This is a genomic window from Rhodococcus sp. SBT000017, from assembly GCF_003688915.1.
Taxonomy (GTDB): domain Bacteria; phylum Actinomycetota; class Actinomycetes; order Mycobacteriales; family Mycobacteriaceae; genus Rhodococcoides.
On sequence record NZ_REFU01000001.1, the window covers coordinates 2,445,691 to 2,466,985 of the forward strand.

At 65.3% G+C, this 21,295-nt stretch carries 21 protein-coding genes; 12 read left to right on the plus strand and 9 right to left on the minus strand.

Features of this window, described 5'->3' with window-relative positions; genetic code table 11:
• The first annotated feature begins 13 nt into the window (after positions 1 to 13).
• The 5 genes from AYK61_RS11205 to AYK61_RS11225 all read left to right on the plus strand — a co-directional run bounded on the left by AYK61_RS11205 (position 14) and on the right by AYK61_RS11225 (position 6,141).
• Positions 14 to 817 carry an ABC transporter gene (locus AYK61_RS11205; RefSeq protein ID WP_121870850.1) on the plus strand — a complete coding sequence of 268 codons (804 nt, stop codon included), beginning with the start codon at positions 14 to 16 and terminating at the stop codon, positions 815 to 817.
• Between the two features lie 210 nt (positions 818 to 1,027).
• Entirely contained in the window at positions 1,028 to 2,164 is a 1,137-nt protein-coding gene (gene chvE / locus AYK61_RS11210) for a multiple monosaccharide ABC transporter substrate-binding protein (RefSeq protein ID WP_121870851.1), read from the plus strand.
• An 8-nt stretch (positions 2,165 to 2,172) separates the two neighbouring features.
• Positions 2,173 to 3,711 (plus strand): multiple monosaccharide ABC transporter ATP-binding protein, encoded by a 1,539-nt coding sequence (gene mmsA, locus AYK61_RS11215; protein ID WP_121872672.1) that lies wholly within the window; start codon positions 2,173 to 2,175, stop codon positions 3,709 to 3,711.
• Complete coding sequence (mmsB, locus tag AYK61_RS11220) at positions 3,708 to 5,039, plus strand: multiple monosaccharide ABC transporter permease (RefSeq protein WP_121870852.1); 1,332 nt, start codon at positions 3,708 to 3,710, stop codon at positions 5,037 to 5,039. Before mmsA ends, mmsB begins: the two co-directional genes overlap by 4 nt.
• 91 nt (positions 5,040 to 5,130) lie before the next feature.
• Positions 5,131 to 6,141, plus strand: a complete 1,011-nt coding sequence (locus AYK61_RS11225) for a LacI family DNA-binding transcriptional regulator (protein ID WP_121870853.1) — start codon at positions 5,131 to 5,133, stop codon at positions 6,139 to 6,141.
• A gap of 47 nt (positions 6,142 to 6,188) precedes the next feature.
• Here the strand turns inward: AYK61_RS11225 and AYK61_RS11230 are convergent, their stop codons facing one another.
• Positions 6,189 to 7,760, minus strand: coding sequence for a CdaR family transcriptional regulator (locus AYK61_RS11230; RefSeq protein ID WP_121870854.1), 1,572 nt, complete (start codon positions 7,758 to 7,760; stop codon positions 6,189 to 6,191).
• 99 nt (positions 7,761 to 7,859) lie between these two features.
• Between AYK61_RS11230 and pruA the strand changes: the two genes are divergently transcribed.
• The 3 genes from pruA to AYK61_RS11245 all read left to right on the plus strand — a co-directional run bounded on the left by pruA (position 7,860) and on the right by AYK61_RS11245 (position 10,824).
• Positions 7,860 to 9,509: an L-glutamate gamma-semialdehyde dehydrogenase gene (gene pruA / locus AYK61_RS11235; protein ID WP_121870855.1), complete on the plus strand. Its 1,650-nt coding sequence runs from the start codon at positions 7,860 to 7,862 to the stop codon at positions 9,507 to 9,509.
• Entirely contained in the window at positions 9,506 to 10,450 is a 945-nt protein-coding gene (locus tag AYK61_RS11240; RefSeq protein WP_121870856.1) for a proline dehydrogenase family protein, read from the plus strand. Before pruA ends, AYK61_RS11240 begins: the two co-directional genes overlap by 4 nt.
• A 185-nt stretch (positions 10,451 to 10,635) precedes the next feature.
• Positions 10,636 to 10,824, plus strand: coding sequence for a hypothetical protein (locus tag AYK61_RS11245; RefSeq protein ID WP_121870857.1), 189 nt, complete (start codon positions 10,636 to 10,638; stop codon positions 10,822 to 10,824).
• A 151-nt stretch (positions 10,825 to 10,975) separates the two neighbouring features.
• Here AYK61_RS11245 and AYK61_RS11250 read toward each other — a convergent pair whose 3' ends face one another.
• Positions 10,976 to 11,377: an STAS domain-containing protein gene (locus AYK61_RS11250; protein WP_121870858.1), complete on the minus strand. Its 402-nt coding sequence runs from the start codon at positions 11,375 to 11,377 to the stop codon at positions 10,976 to 10,978.
• A 215-nt stretch (positions 11,378 to 11,592) separates the two neighbouring features.
• On the minus strand, positions 11,593 to 12,072 hold the full coding sequence (locus AYK61_RS11255) for a MarR family winged helix-turn-helix transcriptional regulator (protein ID WP_121870859.1): 480 nt from the start codon (positions 12,070 to 12,072) through the stop codon (positions 11,593 to 11,595).
• Between the two features lie 207 nt (positions 12,073 to 12,279).
• Here AYK61_RS11255 and AYK61_RS11260 point away from each other — a divergent pair, with 207 nt between their 5' ends.
• Both AYK61_RS11260 and AYK61_RS11265 read left to right on the plus strand, forming a co-directional pair.
• Positions 12,280 to 14,307 (plus strand): MMPL family transporter, encoded by a 2,028-nt coding sequence (locus AYK61_RS11260; protein ID WP_183130434.1) that lies wholly within the window; start codon positions 12,280 to 12,282, stop codon positions 14,305 to 14,307.
• On the plus strand, positions 14,304 to 14,933 hold the full coding sequence (locus AYK61_RS11265) for a lipocalin family protein (protein WP_121870860.1): 630 nt from the start codon (positions 14,304 to 14,306) through the stop codon (positions 14,931 to 14,933). Before AYK61_RS11260 ends, AYK61_RS11265 begins: the two co-directional genes overlap by 4 nt.
• 58 nt (positions 14,934 to 14,991) lie before the next feature.
• On the opposite strand, the gene AYK61_RS11270 is transcribed toward AYK61_RS11265, so the two are convergent.
• Positions 14,992 to 15,576, minus strand: a complete 585-nt coding sequence (locus tag AYK61_RS11270) for an FKBP-type peptidyl-prolyl cis-trans isomerase (RefSeq protein ID WP_121872674.1) — start codon at positions 15,574 to 15,576, stop codon at positions 14,992 to 14,994.
• 59 nt (positions 15,577 to 15,635) lie between these two features.
• Positions 15,636 to 16,490 carry an SDR family oxidoreductase gene (locus AYK61_RS11275; RefSeq protein ID WP_121870861.1) on the minus strand — a complete coding sequence of 285 codons (855 nt, stop codon included), beginning with the start codon at positions 16,488 to 16,490 and terminating at the stop codon, positions 15,636 to 15,638.
• A gap of 113 nt (positions 16,491 to 16,603) precedes the next feature.
• Here AYK61_RS11275 and AYK61_RS11280 point away from each other — a divergent pair, with 113 nt between their 5' ends.
• Entirely contained in the window at positions 16,604 to 16,978 is a 375-nt protein-coding gene (locus tag AYK61_RS11280; protein ID WP_037194476.1) for a helix-turn-helix domain-containing protein, read from the plus strand.
• Between the two features lie 10 nt (positions 16,979 to 16,988).
• On the opposite strand, the gene AYK61_RS11285 is transcribed toward AYK61_RS11280, so the two are convergent.
• On the minus strand, positions 16,989 to 17,339 hold the full coding sequence (locus AYK61_RS11285) for a VOC family protein (protein ID WP_121870862.1): 351 nt from the start codon (positions 17,337 to 17,339) through the stop codon (positions 16,989 to 16,991).
• A gap of 208 nt (positions 17,340 to 17,547) precedes the next feature.
• Between AYK61_RS11285 and AYK61_RS11290 the strand changes: the two genes are divergently transcribed.
• Positions 17,548 to 18,027, plus strand: a complete 480-nt coding sequence (locus tag AYK61_RS11290) for a DUF6764 family protein (RefSeq protein WP_121870863.1) — start codon at positions 17,548 to 17,550, stop codon at positions 18,025 to 18,027.
• A gap of 343 nt (positions 18,028 to 18,370) precedes the next feature.
• On the opposite strand, the gene AYK61_RS11295 is transcribed toward AYK61_RS11290, so the two are convergent.
• From AYK61_RS11295 to AYK61_RS11305, 3 genes are all read right to left on the minus strand, one after another.
• Complete coding sequence (locus tag AYK61_RS11295) at positions 18,371 to 19,390, minus strand: hemolysin family protein (RefSeq protein WP_121870864.1); 1,020 nt, start codon at positions 19,388 to 19,390, stop codon at positions 18,371 to 18,373.
• On the minus strand, positions 19,387 to 20,790 hold the full coding sequence (locus AYK61_RS11300) for a hemolysin family protein (RefSeq protein WP_121870865.1): 1,404 nt from the start codon (positions 20,788 to 20,790) through the stop codon (positions 19,387 to 19,389). Before AYK61_RS11300 ends, AYK61_RS11295 begins: the two co-directional genes overlap by 4 nt.
• Before the next feature lie 120 nt (positions 20,791 to 20,910).
• The gene (locus AYK61_RS11305; RefSeq protein WP_121872675.1) at positions 20,911 to 21,273 is read right to left on the minus strand and encodes a universal stress protein; all 363 of its coding nucleotides are present in this window, start codon (positions 21,271 to 21,273) and stop codon (positions 20,911 to 20,913) included.
• Positions 21,274 to 21,295: the final 22 nt, after the last annotated feature.

Sequence of the window (21,295 nt, forward strand, 5' to 3'; positions counted from 1 at the left end):
TTACAGTAAAACGATGAACTGGGTGTCAGCGATCACACTGCCCGCGCGCGCCGGAATCGCCATCGCCGAACAGGCGATCGGCGTCGCGGAGGTCGCACTGGCGACGACTCGAATGGCCCTGGCCACCGGCGCGTCCGGCACCGCAGGGGTGGCCTCGCTCGCCAACCCTCGCGGTGGCACGATGCAGCTTCTCGCTCAGCTCGGTCAGCTCACCTCCGACGACCGCGCCCTGGGCAACGCACTCAAGGAGGGTGGGCCACTCGATCGCCTGCTCGCCCAGGGTGGCGTCGTCGATCGACTCACGTCCGAGGACGGCACCCTCGAGCGCCTGCTGTCTCCTGGCGGCCCGGTCGAACGCATTCTTGCTCCCGGCGGCCCCCTGGACCGGTTGCTCGCCGAGGACGGACCGCTCGAACGACTCCTCGCGGAGGGCGGCCTACTGGACCGCATCACCGCCACCAACGGACCGCTCGAACGACTGACGGCAAAGGACGGCCCGCTCGAGGTGCTCACGCGTCAGGACGGCCTGATCGAGCGGGCCATCGCCGAGGAGGGCATCCTCGAAACGCTTCTCGCCGAGGACGGTGCCGTCGAGCGTTTGACGGCCAAGGACGGTCCGCTCGATCAGTTGGTCAAGCTCTCGGAAACGCTGACATCGGTGGCCCCGAACATCGAGCGGATGAGCATCTCGATCGACATCCTGCAGGATTCCGTGGAGATCCTCTCGGCTGCAGTTCACCCGCTGGGCGAGTTGGTCGGACGACTCCCGAGTCGCTGGCTCAAGAGCGGCAAGCAGTCGGTTAACGAGTTGCACTGACGTCTCCGGCAGACCCCTGAGAATTCTTCTTCTCAGGTCTGCCGAGCAGGCTTGGTTGTTAGCGCTCACACTGGTCGGCGGGGTTGTGGAAAATAGTCTTTGACATTGCTGATGTTATCGCTCACACTTTTGTCTTGATGTGATGTGAGGCACATATGAAGCCTCGACCCACGACTTTCGAGATCTGATTTCACCGAGCAGGGAGAAACGATGAAGTTTCGACATCTACCCATGGCCGCGGCCGCGGTGGCACTGGCCATCACGGTCACCGCATGCGGATCGAGCACCAAGACCGCAGACGTCGAGCCGGCCGACGGAGGGAGCACGGCAGGCGCACTGATCGGCGTGACGATGCCGACGAAGTCCTCGGCTCGATGGATCGCCGACGGAGACAACCTCGAGAGCGCGCTCGAGGGCCAGGGTTACAAGGTCGATCTGCAGTACGCCGAGAACGACATCCCCACTCAGGTCAACCAGATCGAGAACCAGATCACCCAGGGCGCAAAGCTTCTCATCGTGGCGTCGGTGGACGGCACGGCCATCACCACGCAGTTGCAGGAAGCCAAGGACAACGGCATCGGCGTCATCGCGTACGACCGCCTCATCCGCAACTCCCCCAACGTCGACTACTACGCGACGTTCGACAACTACAAGGTCGGCGTCGACCAGGCCACATCCTTGCTCGTCGGCCTCGGGCTGAAGAACGAGGACGGCTCGGACAAGGCCGACGCCCCCGCGGGCCCGCTGAACATCGAGGTCTTCGCCGGATCGCCGGACGACAACAACGCCACGTTCTTCTTCGACGGCGCGATGGAGACTCTGCAGCCGTACCTGGACGCCGGAACCCTGAAGATCGGCAGCGGCGAATCCGACTTCGAGACGGCCGCGACACTTCGCTGGGATCCGGCAACCGCACAGAAGCGCATGGAGGATCTGCTCACCAAGACGTACTCCTCGGGCCAGCAGGTGCAGGGCGTGCTCTCTCCGTACGACGGCCTGTCGATCGGAATCCTCTCCGCGCTCAAGAGCAACGGCTACGGTACGGCCGGTCAGCCGTACCCCATCGTCACCGGCCAGGACGCCGAGGTGCCGTCGGTGAAGTCGATCATCGCCGACGAGCAGTACTCCACGATCTACAAGGACACCCGCCAGCTGGCCGAGGTCACGATTCAGATGGCTCAGTCCATGCTCGACGGCCAGACGCCGGAGACGAACAACACGACGGACTACGACAACGGCGACAAGGTCGTTCCCGCGTACCTGCTGCAGCCCGAGATCGTCAACAAGGGCAACTACGAGCAGCTGCTGGTCGAAGGCGGCTACTACACCGACGATCAATTGAAGTGAGTTCTGCGATGACGAGCCGGATTCTCCAGATGCACGGCATCACCAAGACGTTTCCGGGAGTGAAGGCGCTCCAGGACGTCACGCTCGCCGTGGAGCGCGGCGAGATCCACGCGATCTGCGGTGAGAACGGCGCGGGAAAATCGACCCTCATGAAGGTGCTGTCGGGTGTGTATCCACACGGAACCTTCGACGGCGAGATCGTGTTCGACGGTCGGCCGTGCGCGTTCTCCGACATCAGGAGCAGCGAAGCCGAGGGCATCGTCATCATTCACCAGGAACTCGCGCTGAGTCCGCATCTGTCCATCGCCGAGAACATCTTTCTCGGCAACGAGCGGTCCAGGCGCGGGTTCATCGACTGGAACCGCACCAACTCCGAGGCCGCAGCCCTACTGAACCGGGTAGGGCTGCGGGAGAACCCCGTCTCCGTGGTGGGCGATCTCGGCGTCGGCAAGCAGCAACTCGTCGAGATCGCGAAGGCACTGTCGAAAGACGTGACGCTGCTCATCCTCGACGAACCGACTGCGGCACTGAACGATTCGGATTCTTCTCACCTCCTCGACCTGCTACGCGGTCTGCGAGACGAGGGAATCACATGCGTGATCATCTCGCACAAGCTCAACGAGATCGCCGCCATCGCAGACCGGACGACGATCATTCGCGACGGCAGAACCATCGAGACGTTGGACATGCGCAACCCGGAGGTCACCGAGGATCGCATCATCTCGCTGATGGTCGGCCGCGATCTCGAGCACCGGTTCCCTCCCCACGAATCCACTGTGGGAGAGGAAGTTCTGCGCATCGAGGACTGGACCGTGCACAGCCCCACCCAGCACGGCCGAACCGTCGTCGACGGGGCGAATCTGACGCTGCGCCGTGGTGAGATCGTCGGCCTGGCCGGGTTGATGGGTGCCGGACGCACCGAGTTGGCCATGAGTGTCTTCGGACGCAGTTACGGCATCGACATCTCGGGGCGACTGTACAAGTACGGCAAGGAAATTCACGTCAAATCCGTCAGCGACGCCATTCATCACGGAATCGCGTATGCCACCGAGGACCGAAAGCGGTACGGCCTCAACCTGATCGACGACATCAAGCGCAACATCTCCACTGCGGCGCTCGACAAACTGGTGACCGGTGGTTTCGTCGACGACAACCAGGAGTACAAGGTCGCCGAGGGCTTTCGGAAGAGCATGAACATCAAGGCACCGAACGTCTCCGCCGTGGTCGGCAAGCTCTCCGGCGGCAATCAGCAGAAAGTCGTGCTGAGCAAGTGGATCTTCAGTGATCCCGATGTGCTCATCCTCGACGAACCGACGCGAGGAATCGACGTCGGCGCGAAGTTCGAAATCTATTCGATCATCAACGGTCTCGCCGACGCGGGCAAGGCAGTTCTGGTGATCTCCTCCGAGCTACCGGAACTGCTCGGGCTGTGCGACCGGATCTACGCGCTGTCCGCAGGCCGGATCACCGATGAGGTGACTCGCGAGGACGCGACACAGGAATCCCTCATGCATCTCATGACCCGTGGAACAGGAGTACTTCGATGAATCAGCTCATCACCGTCCGGGGGCTGCTCACGCGAAACCTCCGCCAGAGCGGGATTTTCATCGCGTTCGCGTTGATCATCCTGCTGTTCACCGTTCTCACCGGCGGCCAACTCCTGGTGCCGCAGAACATCAGCAACATGGTGGTGCAGAACTCGTACATCCTCATCCTGGCCATCGGCATGGTCGTGATCATCATCGCGGGCCACATCGACCTGTCCGTCGGATCGGTCGTCGCGGCGACCGGAGCGATCTCCGGTGTGCTGATGGTCCAGCAGAACGTGCCGTGGCCGCTCGCAGTGCTCATCACGCTGATCATCGGCGGTCTGATCGGAGCCTGGCAGGGCTATTGGGTTGCGTACTTCGGCATTCCGGCGTTCATCGTGACCCTGGCAGGCATGCTCATCTTCCGCGCAGTCACCCTCATCGTGCTCGGCAACCAGGGCATCGGACCGTTCCCCGGACCCGTACGAACGCTCGCGAACGGCTTCCTCCCCGGCTTCCTGGGAAATGTGGGTCTCGGGCCGCTCGGCGGTGCGGACATCTTCACCCTGCTCGTCGCGATCCTCGCAGTGGCCGCAATCGTGTTCGGCCAGTGGCGTTCTCGAACGGGACGGCAGAAGTTCGGTCAGGCCGTCGACGCGATGCCGCTGTTCCTGCTCAAGATGGTTTTGGCCGGCGGTCTGGTTCTCGCCATCGCCGTCCAGCTGGCGCGCTTCAAGAACCTGCCGTACGTGCTCATTCTCCTGGCCGTACTGGTGATGGGTTATTCCACGGTGGCAGGTCGGACGGTGTTCGGTCGGCACGTGTATGCCATCGGTGGAAACATTCACGCTGCGTCGCTGTCCGGCATCAAGGTCAAGCCGGTCACCTTCTGGATCTTCGTGAACATGGGCGTGCTGTCCGCACTCGCCGGAATCATCTTCGCCGGCCGCCTCAATCAGGCCGGACCCACCGCGGGCAACGGCTTCGAGCTCGACGCCATTGCCGCAGCCTTCATCGGCGGCGCGGCAGTGCAGGGCGGCGTCGGCCGCATCGTCGGGGCCCTCACCGGCGGACTCATCATTGCCGTGATCAACAGCGGAATGTCGCTCATCGGTTCGCCCAGCGAACGCGTTCAGCTGGTCAAAGGCCTGGTACTCCTCGCCGCGGTGGCGTTCGACATCTGGACCAAGCGCCAAGCAGCGAGCGGAAAGGGCAGCAAGGGCGACAAAGCCACGCCGCCGAGCAGCTATCTGGGGGTGCCCGTGCCTGCCGAGATGTTCTCCGGTACCGAGCCCGGTAAGCCCGCGCCCACCACGACCGGTTCGGCGGTGACCACACCCACGTGAACCACACACCCACGTAAACGTCGCAGTCGCGGGCACCGCAGGCCCGGGCATGCTGTGATTGTCTTCGACCACGAAGGGAGGCTCGGAAAAGATGACACCGACTCGCGGACCCGCCATGACCGATGTCGCCCGGCTCGCGGGCGTGTCCCATCAGACCGTCTCCCGCGTCATCAACGGTCATCCCAACGTGACCGAAGCGACGAGAACCAAGGTGGATCAAGCGATCTCGGAACTCGGCTACCGGCCGAACACTGCTGCTCGCGCTCTGGTCACCGGCCGCAGCAAGACCATCGGAATCGTGGGAACCGGAAACGCTCTCTACGGTCCGGTGTCGACGCTCTACAGCGTCGAATACGCCGCCCGCCACGCCGGCTACTCCGTGGTGGTCGGCGTCCCCACCTCGTTCGACGAGTCGGCCATCATCACCTGTGTGCGCCGGTTGCAGAAGCAGGGTGTCGACGGCGTCGTCGTCATCGCGCCACTGCGAACCGACGGCGGCGACATCGCCGATCTGGCCGGGGAGCTACCGCTCGTCGCCGTCGAGGGTTCGCCTGCCGGTGATCTGGCCGTCGTCTCGGTGGACCAGATCGCCGGAGCCAGGGCCGCAACCGCGCACCTGCTCTCGCTCGGACACCGCGCCGTGTGGCACGTTGCCGGCCCGCTGGGGTGGTACGAGGCTGCCGACCGCGTCACCGGATGGCGGATGGCCCACGAGGATGCCGGCATAGAACCACCGGCAACTCTCAGCGGCGACTGGACCGCGAAATCGGGATTCCGGGCCGGCAGCGAACTGGCCGGGAACGCCGACGTCACCGCAGTGTTCGCGGGCAACGACTCCATGGCACTCGGGGTGCTACGCGCACTGGAGGTCCACGGCAAGCGAGTACCGGAGGACGTCAGCGTGGTCGGCTTCGACGATGTTCCCGACGCGGAATTCTTCTCGCCGCCGCTGACCACCATCCGCCAGGAATTCACCGACGTCGGCGTACGAAGCGTCGAAATTCTGCTCGACCAGATCGACACCGGAAACCGAAGCACCAGACGTTCGAGCATCGAGCCGAGCCTGGTGATCCGAGCGAGCACCGGTGCCGCACGTGCATAGAACCTCGTAGCCTGCTACGAGTGTTCGTGCACGTGCGGCGGAGCCGCTCATATGCGCAGTTGGATCTCGACCAGGAGGCGTGCGTCGGCGTCGGTGAGATCGAGGTCCAGGATCTGCTCGACGCGGCGGATACGGTAGCGCAGGGTGTTCGGGTGGATGTGCAGTCGCTCGGCACCGGCCCGAACGTCGCCGAAGCACTCCAGATACGTCTCGAGACTCTCGCGCATTCTCGAGTCGTTCGTGGCGTCGTATCGGTCGAGGGCGGCGATCCGCGGGTCTCGCAGCTGTTCGTGATTGGCGATCAGTTCGAGGATTTCGCCCAGCAACACAGAGGTTCTCGACTCCTCCAGCGTCGTGACGCGCACCTCGCCGGTGGTGCCGTCGAGCACTCGGTCGACCTCGAATCTGGCCACCGCCACCCCGTCGAGATCGGCGATCGGTGCCGCGACCGCGGCGCGCAGTGCCAGCGAGGTACGCGTCTCGATCCGCCCGACGGCATCGGCGGTCCACGCCGCAATCCCCGTGCCCGACGCCACCCCTGGAAACAGTGCGTAGATTCTCTCACCGATGGTGGTGACCAACGAGTCTCGTCGAAAAGCGCTGGCATGCAGTCGAACAGACGGTGCCAGGGCGGTGATCTCGAACTCCCCGCAGGCAGCGAATCCGACGACAGCCGCGGATCCCGAGGTGGGTATCGACAGCGCCGACGCGAGCGACGGGACGTCGACACCGCCGCCCCTGGCCCCGAGCAGGCGCTGAATCTGCAGGGCCTCGTTGGTCGGGGCGTTCGCGATGCGGGTGATCAGTCGGGCCGCGACGGCCGAGGCACCACGCAGCACCGCGTCGGCGTCGGCGGCGAGCGGGGCGGCACCCTCCTGCACCCAGATCGTCCCGAGAGTCGTCGGGCTGCCGGATATCCGACGGATTCCGACGGCGAGGCGTCGACGAATTCCCAGTTCGGTATCGGCCGGCACGTCGATCACGTCGTCGGTGCGGCGGAGTCGATCGAACACGCCTCGCTCGTGCAGTCTGCGCAGGTAGTCGGCCGGCCCTTCGCGTCCGAGGATCGACAGGGTCCGCAGTTCGTCGGCCGCGTCGTCGGATGCCGAATACGCCAACACATGTGAGCGCTCGTCCTCGATACTCACCATGCCCTTCGACAGTGACGCCACCGTCTGCGCGAGTTCGTAGAGGTCGGTGTCGGCTCCGAACAATCCGTCGTCCGGGCCCTGGGCGCGAACCTGATCCAGAACTCCCCGCATCATCGACAGCAGCAGCTCCCACCGTGTCTGCTGGTGCACCGCAACCAATGCGATACCTGTCTCCCGCGCACCGTGGGACAGCGCAGTCGAGCCGGCAACTTTGGTCAGCACCGCGAGCGGTCGGTCTGCGACCGGGCGCAACGCGAGATCGTCGAACCACCGCACCACATCGGCCTCGGTCACGCCCACCAGCAGCGTCAGATCGGAGGACGTTCCCGGAGGCAGCCGCAGGTCGTCGGCATCGAGCAACGCGACGGACTCGACTGCCATCTCCGTTCCGGCCGGCGCCAGGACCAGTTCGACGACGGCGCTGTGCAGCGAGGTCAGCATCGAACGCAGCGACACCGTGTTGGCCATACGGACAAGTAGATCACGAATTCTTTGGCCGACGGGCTGATTGAACGAGCTGCGGATGGGACTTCAATGAGCAGCACACACCGAATACGAGGAGCAGCCATGGACGCCGTCACATCCGTCCCCACCCCCACCAACGAGCCGGTCAACACCTACGCCCCGGGTAGCCCGGAACGGGCCCGCTTGCGCAGCCGTCTGGGCGAGCTCCGGAGTTCCCCGGTGGAGATCCGTCAGGTCATCGGCGGCGTTCACCGACAGGCCGACGGCCCGGTCGAGAACGTCGTCGAACCGCACAAGCACTCGTCGATCATCGGCAGCTTCACCGGTGCCACCCACCAGGACGTGCGCGACGCCATCGACGCCGCAACGGCAGCAGCCCCCGCGTGGCGCGATCTCCCCTTCGACGAGCGCGCCGCGGTGTTCCTGCGGGCCGCCGATCTACTGTCCGGTCCGTGGCGCGAAAGAATCGCTGCTGCAACGATGCTCGGCCAGTCCAAGTCGGCATACCAGGCGGAGATCGATGCACCCTGCGAGCTGATCGACTTCTGGCGGTTCAACGTCGCGTTCGCTCGGCAGATTCTCGCCGAGCAGCCGGTCTCGGCACCGGGAGTGTGGAATCGCGTCGAATACCGTCCGCTCGAGGGCTTCGTCTACGCCATCACCCCCTTCAACTTCACCGCCATCGCAGGCAACCTCCCCACCGCACCTGCGCTGATGGGCAACACCGTGCTGTGGAAGCCCTCGCCCACCCAGGCAGTGGCCGCGTATCTGACACTCCAGTTGCTCGAAGCTGCAGGTCTGCCACCGGGGGTGATCAACCTGGTTCTCGGCGACGGGCCGATGGTATCCGAAGTGGCCCTTGCCGATCCGCGTCTGGCCGGGATCCATTTCACCGGGTCCACGGCGACATTCCAGACGCTGTGGCGCGAGGTGGGCAACAACATCTCGAACTACAACTCGTATCCACGGCTCGTGGGCGAGACCGGCGGCAAGGACTTCATCGTCGCGCACAGCTCCGCCGATCCGGATGTGCTGACCACCGCCATGATTCGCGGCGCGTTCGACTTCCAGGGACAGAAGTGCTCGGCAGCGTCCCGGGCCTTCGTACCGAAATCGCTGTGGGCTTCGATGGGCGACACGTTCATCGAGCAGGTCTCGGCGCTGAAGTACGGTGACGTGACCGACCTGGCCAACTACGGCGGAGCCGTCATCGACCGAAAGGCGTTCGACCGCAACGCAGCTGCTCTCGATCGAGCGAAGTCCGTCTCGAGCCTGACCATCGCCGCCGGTGGTACCTGCGACGACTCGGAGGGGTACTTCGTCGCCCCCACCGTCCTTCTCGGCGACGATCCCACCGACGAGGCCTTCACCACCGAGTACTTCGGCCCCATCCTTGCCGTGCACGTGTACGACGACGCCAAGCCCGACGCCTATGCCGAAACGCTGCGCACCGTCGACTCCGGATCGAAGTACGCATTGACCGGAGCGGTCATCGCCACCGATCGCACCGCCGTCGAACAAGCCCATGCGGCATTGCGATTCGCCGCCGGGAACTTCTACGTCAACGACAAACCGACCGGCGCAGTGGTGGGACAGCAACCGTTCGGCGGAGCCCGCGCCTCGGGCACCAACGACAAGGCGGGATCGCCGCAGAACCTGCTGCGATGGTCCTCGGCCCGCACCGTGAAGGAAACGTTCGTCCCGCCGACCACTCACGGCTACCCGCATCAGGAAGGTGAGGGCACGCGATGACCACTCTGCTGAGCAACCCGCTGCGGCCGGCACTGCTGGCGGCCGCACGTTCGCCGAAACTGCAGGCGACGGTGACACGTCTACGCGCCACCCGGTCCCTCGTCGACCGCTTCGTTGCTGGCGAATCCGAGCCCGCTGCCGTCAGCGCAGTCGACGCCCTGCTGGCGTCGGGCCGGTTCGTCTCGGTGGACTACCTCGGTGAGGACACCACCGACCGAAGCCAGGCGAGAGCAACCGTGGACGCATACCTCTCACTGATACAACGCTTTTCGACGCGAGATGCCGATGCAACCGCACTGGAGATATCGCTCAAGCTGTCCGCGCTCGGCCAGGGAATCGACCGAAGTCTGGCGCTGGAGAACGCACGAACGATCTGCACTGCCGCCGCCGCGGCCGGGGTGTGGGTGACGGTGGACGCCGAGGACCACACCACCACCGATTCGACCCTGTCGATCGTCCGCGAACTGCGCGCGGACTTCCCCGATCTGGGCACCGTGTTGCAGGCGTACCTGCGGCGCACCGAGGCCGACTGCCACGACCTGTCCGGGCCGAGATCTCGTATCCGACTGTGCAAAGGTGCGTACAACGAACCGTCGTCGGTGGCGTTCCAGAGTGCACGGGAGGTCTCCGACTCCTATCTCCGGTGCCTGCAGGTCCTGATGAACGGCCGCGGCTACCCCATGGTGGCCTCGCACGACCCGGAGATGATCGAGGCGGCGGACAGGTTGGCGTCGGCTGCAGGACGGTCGTCCGAGGAGTTCGAGTTCCAGATGCTGTACGGAATCCGCGATCCCGAACAGCGGCGACTCGTGGGCGCCGGGCGCAACGTACGCGTGTACGTCCCGTACGGATCGCAGTGGTACGGCTACTTCATGCGCAGACTGGCCGAGCGTCCGGCGAACCTGATGTTCTTCGCGCGATCGGTGCTCTCGCGCACGTAGCGGGTGCACCGCCCCACCCGGTCGCCGCAAACGCGCGCGCGTTTGCCAGGTGCGCGCAGTATCGCGTCGTATCCGAGGCGATTTCGCGCGCATCCGACGAATGCGCGCGCGTTTGCGGATCCCAGGAGTCGGCCACCGCGTTCCACCGTGGATTAGGTTCTGCGACATCGGGGCACCCTATCTGCATGGCAAATTACAGAGTTATCGATCCGCACGGAACCGTCGCCGCGACCAAGGACATTTCCAGTTCCGAGGACGCGCACGCCTGGTTCAAGGACAGCCGCGCCGACAACGAGGAGTTGGGGTGGCGACTCGAGGTCGAGCACGACGGCGAGTGGGCGTTCTTCAGCGACTCCGAGGGAACCAAAGACTAGTTCGGTTGCACCGCAGGGGTTTCGGACGGCTCCGCAGGTCGGCTCAGCCGAGTGCGGGGCCGTCCGCTCTTACCCGAGGTAGTGAACGAACAGTGGGCAGCCCCTGTACTGGAGCTGCCCACCTCTTGTCGCGGCGATGATCGCCGGAGTATTACTGGTCGTTCGAAGGACGAGCCGTCGGAATCGTGGACTCGAGGTCGGCGACCTGGATCAGACGTGAGACCGAGCGTCCTGCGACGATCGACCATGATGCACCGATGCCTGCCGTGTACTCACGGACTGCATCGAAGACGGTGAGACCTGCGATGCCGAAGAATTCGACATCGGACAGGTCGAGGGTGACATGCCGTTTGCTGGACACGCGGCTGCAGACGAAATCGGAGAACATCGGCGCGCTGCGCATGTCGATGTCGCCGTGGACGGCGACGACGAGCGAGCCGTCGGGGCCGTCGTGCGCGGTGAAGATTGCTCCGGTTGCTGCGACGGACACGGACTTCTCCGCGACCGTCACCGGGGTGGTTCGAACTTTGTTGCCTGAAGATTCAACACTCATGGCAGATCCCATCGATCGGTCGAACTGAGGGGGAAACCGATTGACGCAGCGGGAGCAGAATGTTGCCTGACCCGGACGCCGACTTCGCTGCGTTTCCCCGTGACCGGCTGTTAGCTCAACCGCGGCCAACCTTACGGCAACTGCACGCTCGGAGTCCAGCATCGGCTCGAGCAGGCCGCCCACCAGCGTTTCGAACACTGAACCCAGGTGCGCCCCTACGCTCGACCGCTGTTTCCCAGGTCGGCGTGGTGTTCTCGCATGGCTCCGATGAGCGCTTCGAACACCCGATGCGCGGCGGCGAGATCGGCATCGGGAAGGTCCGCCAACGCGGTGCTCGTGCGCCTGCCGAGGGGCCCGAAGAACCCGCGAGCGACCTCCATCCCGTGCTCGTCGTATCGCAGAATGACCTTGCGTCGATCGGATGCGTCGGATTCGCGGCGGATGTGACCGGAGGTGATCATGCGCTCGACGAGGTAGGTCATCGCCGCGGACGACAGCCCCAGCATCGTGCCCAGCTCCCCCGCCGTCAGCGGCGCACCCTCGACGTCGGCAACCATGACGTGAAGAAGCGCACGAAAGTCGTTGGGCCGCAGGCTGTGCAGAGCACCGAACACTTGGCCGATCTGTTCGGAGACCGACGACATCGCCCGTAGATCCGCAGCAATCGCGGATTCGAGGTGGTTTCGGTCGGCCATGTCGGTGGTAACTCCTTCGCTGCGGTCATCGTCAGACTACTGCCCGCAAGAGATTCAGTTGCTTAATATCTAAGTAAATGAGATTGTTTGACCGTGGACAGCACTCGAACCGAGAACAAGACCGTCTGGGACCGCGTCGCGGCTGCGGCCACCGGGCGCAGATCCGGCGCCCTGGCGGCAGCGATCTTCATCCTCGCGGTCGCCGTGATGGGGTTGGTGGGCAGCAACGATTCCGCCGACCAATCGCCCAACTCGTTGCCGACGTCGGCCGAGTCCTACCAGGTGGACGAGCTTCTCTCCCAGTTCCCCGACTCCGACACCGCACCCGTGATTCTGGTTCTGAGCCGCGCCGACGGTGGCGACCTGACACCGGCCGATATCGATGACGCAGCTGCCGCACAGAGCAGGCTGCTCGCCGTCGATCGCTCGGTGCCGGACGAGCCCGGCCCGCCCCCGATCGTCGCACCCGACGGCAAAGCTGCGATTGCGCTGGTCCAGGTCGATTCCGAGTTGTCGGGCTTCACGCTCAACGAACTCATCACCGAACTGCGGTCCGCTGCAACCGACGGCCTCTCGCCCGATCTGACTGCTCAGGTCACCGGCGGACCCGCGTTCGGTGCCGACATCGCGAACTCCTTCTCCGGTGCCAACATCACGCTTCTGGCCGTCACTGCACTGGTAGTCGCCGTCCTCCTCATCGTCACCTACCGATCACCGATCCTGTGGTTGGTGCCCTTGGCCGTCATCGGTTTCGCCGACCGATTCGCCACCACCGTCGGCACCGTGCTCGCCCAGGCCACCGGCCTCTCCTTCGACGGTTCGACCTCCGGAATCACCAGCGTCCTGGTGTTCGGTGCAGGCACGAACTACGCACTGCTGCTCATCTCTCGATACCGCGAGGAGCTGCGTCGCGAGTCCGATCATCGCCTCGCCCTGCACCGCGCCGTTCGCCAGGCCGGCCCCGCCATCCTCGCCAGCAACGCAACCGTCGTACTGGCTCTGCTGACCTTGCTCCTGGCGATGCTGCCGAGCACCCGCAGCCTGGGGGCGCTGGCCGCGGCCGGACTCGTCGTCGCAGCAGTGTTCGTCCTGTTCGTACTGCCGCCCCTGCTGGCACTGTGCGGCCCGAAGCTGTTCTGGCCGTTCGTTCCCAAGGAATCGGACCGGGACACCACCACGGAAGGCGTGTGGCACTCGATCGCCGCAGGCGTTGCCCGACGCCCCGTGGCGACCGCCTCGGTCACGATCGTCGCGCTACTGGCCTGCTGCGCCGCACTGTTCGGGACCCAGATCGGACTCTCGCAAACCGAGCAGTTCCGCGTCACCGCCGAGTCCGTCGAAGGCTTCGACACTCTCTCCCAACACTTCCCGGCCGGGTCCGCCGATCCGATGACGGTCCTCGCTCCCACCGCTGACATCGACAGCGTCATCGGCACCGCTCAGGGCATCGACGGAGTCGTCTCGGTCGATCGCGTCGCAGATTCCGATACCGGGCTCACCCGCTTGTCGGTCGTCACCGATGCGGCCCCCGCATCCGACGAGTCGTTCGCCGTCGTCGAGGACCTCCGCGCCGCACTCACCGGCGTGGACCGCGCAGCGCCCGAGGGTCGTTCCGCAGGCTCCACTCCTGTGGTAGGCGGCAGCGACGCCAAGGCACTCGACACCACCGACGCAGCGGCCCGCGATCGCCTCGTGGTCATTCCCGCGATCCTCGCGGTCGTGCTCGCCGTGCTTCTGGTGCTGCTGCGCGCCCTCGTCGCACCCGTGATCCTGGTTGCCACAACGGTATTGAGCGCAGTGGCCGCGATCGGGATCGGCAGCTGGGTGAGCCTGCACGTCTTCGGATTCCCCGCCCTCGACGACAACACTCCGCTGTTCGCGTTCCTGTTCCTGGTCGCTCTCGGCGTGGACTACACCATCTTCCTGGTCACTCGCACCCGCGAGGAGACGCCTGAGCACGGCACAAGGTCTGCCATCGTGCGGGCCGTGTCGGCCACCGGAGGTGTCATCACGAGCGCGGGAATCGTTCTGGCAGCCGTCTTCTGCGTGCTCGGCGTCCTACCGCTGATCACCCTGACCCAACTCGGCATCATCGTCGGACTCGGTATTCTGCTCGATACCTTCGTGGTACGTACCGTCGTGATTCCCGCCCTGTTCACCCTCATCGGCCCGGGGATCTGGTGGCCGAACAGGATCGACTCGAGCAAGAACACAACACAAGGAGCGAATTCATGAAGATCCGCAACGCATTCGGCCGAACCGCACTTGTCGGTGCCCTCGCCGCAGGCGCGCTGCTGACCGCGGCCCCGGCTCAGGCTCAGCCGGTCGGGCCCCTGGGATCGGTCGGACTCGAGCCACTGGCTCCGATCCCGTCACTCGATGTCGAGCGCTACCTGGGCACCTGGAACCAGGTTGCCGCGGTGCCGCAGCCGTTCAACCTGATCTGTGCCCGCGACACCCAGGCGAACTACCAGATGATCGACGAGTCCAACATTCGCGTCGAGAACACCTGCACCACCTGGACCGGTGGCGAGAACCGCATCGTCGGCAACGCTCGGGTCAACGACACCGTCACCAATGCCCAACTGCACGTGAGCTTCCCGGGAGTGCCCACCCAGGAGAGCCTCGACGGGCCGACCAACTACATCGTGGCCTACATCGCCGACGACTACTCGTGGGCGTTCGTGGGAAGCCCCAACCGCACGTCCGGGTTCGTGCTCAAGCGCACGCCCGACGTCAGCGTCGAGCAGTTCCGTGAGATCCGCAGCGTCGTCGAATCGCTGGGCTACGACTCGAACTTCGTCACCACGACGCCCACCCCGGGCGGCGCGACGACGATTCAGCAGCTCTCGACGGTATAATGCCTGCGGCAGTGGCGTGGTTATGTGCCGCAGAGGGCACATAACCGCACCACTGCGGCTACGCCGCGCTCAGGATCGAGATCGCGAAGATCAGGCTGTCTCCCGGCTCGATTCCGGCTGCCGGATTGCCGGTCGCGTATCCGTCTGCCGAGGTGACCGCCACGGCGACGGTCGAGCCGACAGTCTGTCCGGCGATGGCCTTCTGGAAGCCGGCGACGACGCCGTCGAGTGGGAATTCGACCGGTGCACCCCGATCGAAGCTGCTGTCGAACGTTTCCCCGGTGCGTCCGTTGACGCCCATGTAGCAGACGGACACCTCGGCGTCGGCTGCGATGACCGGCCCGTCCCCCGCTGTCAGTGTTTCGACCTGCGTCTCGGCGACGCTGAACGGTGTGTCGACGGTGACCGCGGGCGCGGCCGTGTCGGTGGATCCGACGACGGCGATGCTGCCGGAGTCCCCGTCGAGCGTCCATTCGGGGGTGGCTGCGGCGTCGGGTGTCGCCGTGGGGCAGGTGCTCGAGGCGGCCGGGGCAGCAGCGTCGGACGAAGCCGAGGACGTGGAGGTCGCCGGGGACGAGTCGTCCGAGTCCGAGCTGCAGGCACCCGTCAGCGGGACGAGCGAGACGGAGGCGGCCAGGAACATGGTGCGGGTGTAGGAGTGATTCACCGCGCCCACGCTACAAGTACCGCCTCCGATGCCCGTCACACTGCGGCGCGGAGTACGTCTGCGACCGGGGTGGATGCTCGACCGATCAGGGCCTGCAGGTCTCCGGAATCGGTGTCGAGCTCGCCGCGAGCGATTCCTGCGTCCGCGCTGGCCAACATGCTTGCGACGAAGTCGGGCAGTCCCGCGCCTTGGAGAATCGCGGTGTACTCGGACTCGGAGACGTCCTTGTAGACGATCGACTTGCCGGAGATCTCGCTGATGACCGCCGCGAGCTCGGCGTAGGTGAGGCGTTCGTCGCCGCCGAGCTCGTAGATCTTTCCGCCTTGATCGTCCAGTGTCAGTACGGCTGCGGCCGCGGCGGCGAAGTCGACGCGAGACGCGGCGGCGAGCTTGCCGTTGCCGGCCGCACCGAGGAGCACTCCGCCCTCGATGGTCTGTGCGAGCGAGCCGAGGTAGTTCTCCCAGTACCAGCCGTTGCGCAGGAATACCGCGGGAATGCTGGACGCGGTGAGGCGTTCCTCGGTGGCCTTGTGCTCGGGCGCGAGGCTCACTCCGGACGTATCGGCGGCGAGCAGGCTGGTGTAGGCGATGAGGCCCACTCCGGCGGCCTCCGCTGCCTCGATCACGTTGGTGTGCTGCGCAATTCGCTGACCTACTTCCGAACCCGAGACGAGCAGCAGCTTGTCGATTCCCGCGAGAGCCGCCGTCATCGCGACGGAATCGGAGTAGTCGGCGACCCGAACCTCGACGCCTCGTTCGGCCAGCGGCGAGGCCTTGTCTGCGTTTCGGACGATCGCAACCATCTCGGCGGGTGCGACGCCACGCTCGATGAGTGCGTCGACGACGAGTCCGCCGAGGTTGCCCGTTGCTCCGGTTACCGCTGTGGTCATGATCGAGCTCCTGAGGTTGAGGTTTCAAGTACTCGCTCACTATGCACTTACTTTTCGTGCAGTGCAACCCCCGAAGTCATCACTCACTCTTTCGCATGCACTAGCATGGCGATATGCCAGAGCCCACGGAATCACTCGAAGCGTCCGTCTTCGCGCGTGACTGTGCATCGAGGCAGACATTGCAGAACGCCACCAGCAGGTGGGGTGTGCTCGCGCTCGCCGCCCTCACCGAGGGCGACTACCGATTCAATGCGTTGCGCCGTCGCGTCGACGGCGTCAGCGAACGCATGCTCTCGCAGACCCTCCAGACCCTGGAGCGGGACGGCCTCGTGGTGCGCACCGTGCAGGGGACCATCCCACCGAAGGTGGAGTACAGCCTCACCCCGCTGGGCCGCGACGTCGGCACCCGATTGAGCGGTCTCATCGAACTCATCGAGGGCAACATGCCTGCCGTCCTCGAATCACGCGCCGAACACGACGCCCGCTGATCGGCCGGCTTCACGCGGGAGGCGTCACCAGGCACCACTCGTTGCCCTCGGGGTCGAGGAGCACCTGAAAGGTTCCCGCTGCGTCGGAGTGTCGGTCGCCGAGCACCCTCGCACCCAGTGCCACAGCCTGCCCGACGGCATGGTCGATATCCGATACGTCGACGTCGAGATGGAGTCGGTTCTTGCCGGCTTTGCCCTCCGGGACTCGCTGAAACGCCAACCGAGTGAACCCGGGGACGTCGACGAAATGCCACGAGTCGTCGCGCACCCTCGGCTGTCCGCCAAGCACCCCGGCCCAGAATTGCGCCAGCAACGCCGGCTCTCTGCAGTCGAAAACGACCTCGTCGATGCGCCCGATCATGGCCTCATCGTAGAGACCGGCGCGTCATCCGATTGCGTTATCGCAGCGTTACTTTACCGAGACGTTTTCGAGATCACGATGAACCCGCGCCGCGTTCGGACCCGTCGAGACTCGACGCCAGGACGTGCGGGCCGTCCGCAACATCGGCCCGGCGACCGACACGCTCGGCACACCGGTGCCGACGCACTGATCTGGGGAGGCATTCACCATGTTCCACACCAAGAGGATTGTCGGCGGAGCTGCAGCATTCGGATTCGCGTGTGCGTTCGCGGCACTGGTACCCGGGACTGCATCCGCAGCGCCGGTCGCCTGCACCACCGCACCGGGAGGGGCCGATATCGCTGCGCTCGTCGGAGGATCGCAGTGCGACAGCTCGGCAGACGTCGCGAGCGCGGCAGCCGGCCTCGGGCTCGAGGGGTGGGGTTCGGCCGAGGCAATGAACAACGCAGCAGCCCTGGCACTCGGACTGAACGGTGGAACTGCAGTCAGCAACGGCAGTTTCGGTGGCGCGCCTGCAGCGATCGCCTTCGGCCCCGGTGCCGTCGCACAGAACACCGCGGCCGGCCTCGGGCTCTCCATCGCGGTGGCAGCACCCGGCTCCACCATCACCCTCACCCCGACCGGCGCAGTGTGCGACGGTGCCGGAATTGCCGGCAGCTTCACCACCCTGCAGGGCTGCATCGGCTGACGTGTGCCCCCGGGGGGACTCCGCGAAGTGGGGTGAGCCGAGTGGGCGATATGGATGTCACCGAAGGCCGCGTGATCTACAGTCTGGGTGACCTACAGTCTCGGTCACCCACAGTCTCGGAACGCGAGTCGGCAACGGCCCGCTGAACAAGGAGTTCGACGGCAATGATGTCCTACCTGCTCTACGACGTTCTGCTCCCCCAACTCGGCCACGACGTCGCGTCGTACTGGGCACACCTGCTGGTTGTCGCCCCGGTCTGAAATCTACGACCCGACACGACAAAGGCATCCCCGCTCGGCCACGCAGGCCGGGCGGGGATGCCTCGTTCGAAACCGGAACCGAATCAGACGGGCTGGGGCAACAACCGGGTCAACACATCGGACAAGGTCACGACGCCGACGCTGCGCGCCGGATCGTCCGCCGCCGCCGAACCGTCGACCACCAGTGCCAGGTGATGCCGGGTCTCGCGCATCGACTGCAGGGCAACGTATACCGGCGTAGTCGCCTCCAGCGTGTATGCCGGACGCGTGATCTCGGCCAGGGTCTGCGGAGAGGTCAACGTGTCGCGCACGTGCACCACGCCCTTGACCACGTCCGCGTCGCTCACCAGGATCCGCAGATGGCCCGAGCGACGCGAGGCCTCGCGCACGTCGGCGATGGTCGCCGACGACGGCACCGACGTGGGCTTGCCGAACTGGCGCACCAGGTCGCCGACGGTCAGTTCCTGCAGTTCGAGCGCACTCGAGATCTGCGCCTGGTAGCTGGCGTCGAGAGCACCGACGTTCACCGAATGCTCCACCAGCTGACGCAGATCGTCCGCGTTCTGGCCCGTACCCACGGTGTCGGCCGGCTCGACGCCGACCCGCCGCAGGCACCAGTTGGCCATGTTGTTCAGCGCAGTCAGCACCGGACGGGTGAGGAACATGAACCCGCGCATCGGGATTGCGAGCATCGTCGCGGACTTCTCCGGATGGGCGATGGCCCAGGACTTCGGAGCCATCTCACCGACCACCAGGTGCAGGAAGGTGACGACGATCAGCGCGAGCACGAAGCCGAGAACGTCGGCGAACCAGTACGGCAGGCCACCGCTTTCGAACAGCGGCGTGAGCCAGTAGTGCACGGCCGGTTTGGTCGTAGCACCGAGACCGAGGGTGCAGACCGTGATGCCGAGTTGGGAGCCGGCGAGCAGGACGGTCAGCTCGGAGGAGCTGCGCAGCGCTGCACGCGCAGAGCGTGAATTGGGAGCCGCGTCTTCGAGCCGATGCCGCTTGGCTGCCAACAGCGCGAACTCGACGGCCACGAAGAACGCACTGGCAGCGATGAGGCCGATCGTGACGGCCAGGAAGACCCAGATGTTGCTCATCGGTGCACACTTTCCTTCGTCTCGGCCGACTCGTCGTCGTGCTCGGGGTCACGCTCGCCGAGCGTCAGGGTCAGCAGGGACGGGACGTGGCTGTCGATCTCCTCGATCTCGAGGATCACGAAGCGAACGGGACTCTCCTCGTCGTTCGCCAGATCGGCGTTGTCCGGTGGTAGGTCCACTTCGATCCGTTCCCCGACGTCGGGGAGAGATCCGTTGTGCGCGATGGCGAAACCGGCGATGGTCTCGTAATCGCCCTCGGGCAGATCGATACCGATGGCGCGTTCGACCTCGTCGACGTGCACCTCGCCGGCCATGGTCCAGCTGCCGTCGTCGGCACTGACCGGGCTCGGATCGGACAGGTCGTCGTCGTGCTCGTCGGTGATCTCGCCGACCAGTTCCTCGGCCAGGTCCTCGATCGTGATGACGCCGGTCAGACCGCCGTATTCGTCGATCACACAAGCCAATTGGTTCTTCGTCGAGCGCAACTCGCGCATCGCGTCGGGCAGGCTCTGGATCTCCGGGAGAATCAACGCATCACGCGTGAGCTCGGAGATCGGGGTGGAACCCGGCACCGTCGCGGACAGGACGTCCGCGAGATGGACCACGCCGACGATGCCGTCGTCGTCGTCGAGCACCGGATAGCGAGAGTGTTCCTGCCCCATCAGTGCAGCGACCTCGGCGAGGGTGTCGGTATCGCGGACCGTCGCCGAGCGCGAACGCGGAATCATCGCGTGTTCGACTGTGCGAGTAGGGAAGTCGAGGATGCGATCGAGCAGCGTCGACAACTCGTCGGGCAGATCGCCGGTCTCGCGCGAATCCGAGACGATGTGCTCGAGGTCGCGCAGGCTGGCCGAATGCTCCACGTCGTGCACCGGCTCGATCTTGAGCGCCTTGAGCAACAGGTTGGACGACTGATCGAAGATGGTGATCAACCAGCCGAAGAGCTTGAGGTAGATGGTCGTCGACAGCGACAGCCATCGGGCCACCGGCTCGGGACGAGCGATGGCGAAGTTCTTGGGGAACAGCTCGCCGAACAGCATCTGCACGAACGTCGCGAACGTGATCGCCAGCACTGCGCCCAGGCCGACACCGACTGCCGTCGGAACTCCGACGCCGCCCAGTATTGCGCCGAACGACTGACCGATCAGCGGTTCGGCCACGTAGCCGACCAGCAGGCCGGTGACCGTGATACCCAACTGGGCACCGGACAGCATGAACGACGTGCGCTTGGTGACGGTCAAGGTGCGCGCGGCGACTGCGTCGCCGGCCTCGGCGCGAGCCTTGAGACGGGACCGGTCGACGGTCATGTACGCGAATTCCTGGGCTACGAAGTAGCCGGTCGCGACGGTGATGAGAAAAACGACGAGCAGGCCGAGCAGAAGAGTGAGCAGAACGCTCATTCGCCGGACACCGCCTCGCACGTAGTAGCCGTAGTGCGGGGAGCCGTGTCCGGCCCGGGTTTATCGCTGTCCATGATTCCTCGGGGTCGTATGGTGTGAAGTTTGTCCGATACTACCGGGTCACGGTGCCTTCACGACGAGTACGGGAACCGGGCAGTCCAGGAGCACCCGCTGCACGGTGCTGCCCATCAGGAACTTGCCCACCGCGGATCGACGCTTCGAGCCGATGACGACCATGCCTGCACCGACGTCGGCAACGAGGTCCACCAACGCACCCGCCGGGTCGCCGCCGTCCGGTTCGACGCGCACGGTCGTCGCCTTCCCGGGAAGGGCTCGCTCCACTTCCGCCTGAGCCGCGCTCTGGTCCTCCGCCGATACGGAATCGCGGTCCACCACGGACAATACGATCAGCTCGGCCTGACGCAGCTCGGCCTCGGCGGCACCACGTCGCAACGCTTCCTGCCCCTCCGGTGTGTTGCTCATCGCTACTGCCACTGCGCTCGCT

Excerpts from the sequence above, each read along its gene's own strand:
- mmsA (WP_121872672.1), top strand. The coding sequence starts at position 2,173 with ATGACGAGCCGGATTCTCCAGATGCACGGCATCACCAAGACGTTTCCG.
- AYK61_RS11295 (WP_121870864.1), bottom strand. The coding sequence starts at position 19,390 with ATGAGCAACATCTGGGTCTTCCTGGCCGTCACGATCGGCCTCATCGCT.
- chvE (WP_121870851.1), top strand. The coding sequence starts at position 1,028 with ATGAAGTTTCGACATCTACCCATGGCCGCGGCCGCGGTGGCACTGGCC.
- AYK61_RS11300 (WP_121870865.1), bottom strand. The coding sequence starts at position 20,790 with ATGAGCGTTCTGCTCACTCTTCTGCTCGGCCTGCTCGTCGTTTTTCTC.
- AYK61_RS11255 (WP_121870859.1), bottom strand. The coding sequence starts at position 12,072 with ATGGCCGACCGAAACCACCTCGAATCCGCGATTGCTGCGGATCTACGG.
- mmsB (WP_121870852.1), top strand. The coding sequence starts at position 3,708 with ATGAATCAGCTCATCACCGTCCGGGGGCTGCTCACGCGAAACCTCCGC.
- AYK61_RS11240 (WP_121870856.1), top strand. The coding sequence starts at position 9,506 with ATGACCACTCTGCTGAGCAACCCGCTGCGGCCGGCACTGCTGGCGGCC.
- AYK61_RS11275 (WP_121870861.1), bottom strand. The coding sequence starts at position 16,490 with ATGACCACAGCGGTAACCGGAGCAACGGGCAACCTCGGCGGACTCGTC.
- AYK61_RS11270 (WP_121872674.1), bottom strand. The coding sequence starts at position 15,576 with ATGTTCCTGGCCGCCTCCGTCTCGCTCGTCCCGCTGACGGGTGCCTGC.
- AYK61_RS11250 (WP_121870858.1), bottom strand. The coding sequence starts at position 11,377 with ATGAGTGTTGAATCTTCAGGCAACAAAGTTCGAACCACCCCGGTGACG.
- AYK61_RS11260 (WP_183130434.1), top strand. The coding sequence starts at position 12,280 with ATGGGGTTGGTGGGCAGCAACGATTCCGCCGACCAATCGCCCAACTCG.
- AYK61_RS11265 (WP_121870860.1), top strand. The coding sequence starts at position 14,304 with ATGAAGATCCGCAACGCATTCGGCCGAACCGCACTTGTCGGTGCCCTC.
- pruA (WP_121870855.1), top strand. The coding sequence starts at position 7,860 with ATGGACGCCGTCACATCCGTCCCCACCCCCACCAACGAGCCGGTCAAC.
- AYK61_RS11280 (WP_037194476.1), top strand. The coding sequence starts at position 16,604 with ATGCCAGAGCCCACGGAATCACTCGAAGCGTCCGTCTTCGCGCGTGAC.
- AYK61_RS11225 (WP_121870853.1), top strand. The coding sequence starts at position 5,131 with ATGACACCGACTCGCGGACCCGCCATGACCGATGTCGCCCGGCTCGCG.
- AYK61_RS11205 (WP_121870850.1), top strand. The coding sequence starts at position 14 with ATGAACTGGGTGTCAGCGATCACACTGCCCGCGCGCGCCGGAATCGCC.
- AYK61_RS11285 (WP_121870862.1), bottom strand. The coding sequence starts at position 17,339 with ATGATCGGGCGCATCGACGAGGTCGTTTTCGACTGCAGAGAGCCGGCG.
- AYK61_RS11230 (WP_121870854.1), bottom strand. The coding sequence starts at position 7,760 with ATGGCCAACACGGTGTCGCTGCGTTCGATGCTGACCTCGCTGCACAGC.
- AYK61_RS11290 (WP_121870863.1), top strand. The coding sequence starts at position 17,548 with ATGTTCCACACCAAGAGGATTGTCGGCGGAGCTGCAGCATTCGGATTC.
- AYK61_RS11305 (WP_121872675.1), bottom strand. The coding sequence starts at position 21,273 with ATGAGCAACACACCGGAGGGGCAGGAAGCGTTGCGACGTGGTGCCGCC.
- AYK61_RS11245 (WP_121870857.1), top strand. The coding sequence starts at position 10,636 with ATGGCAAATTACAGAGTTATCGATCCGCACGGAACCGTCGCCGCGACC.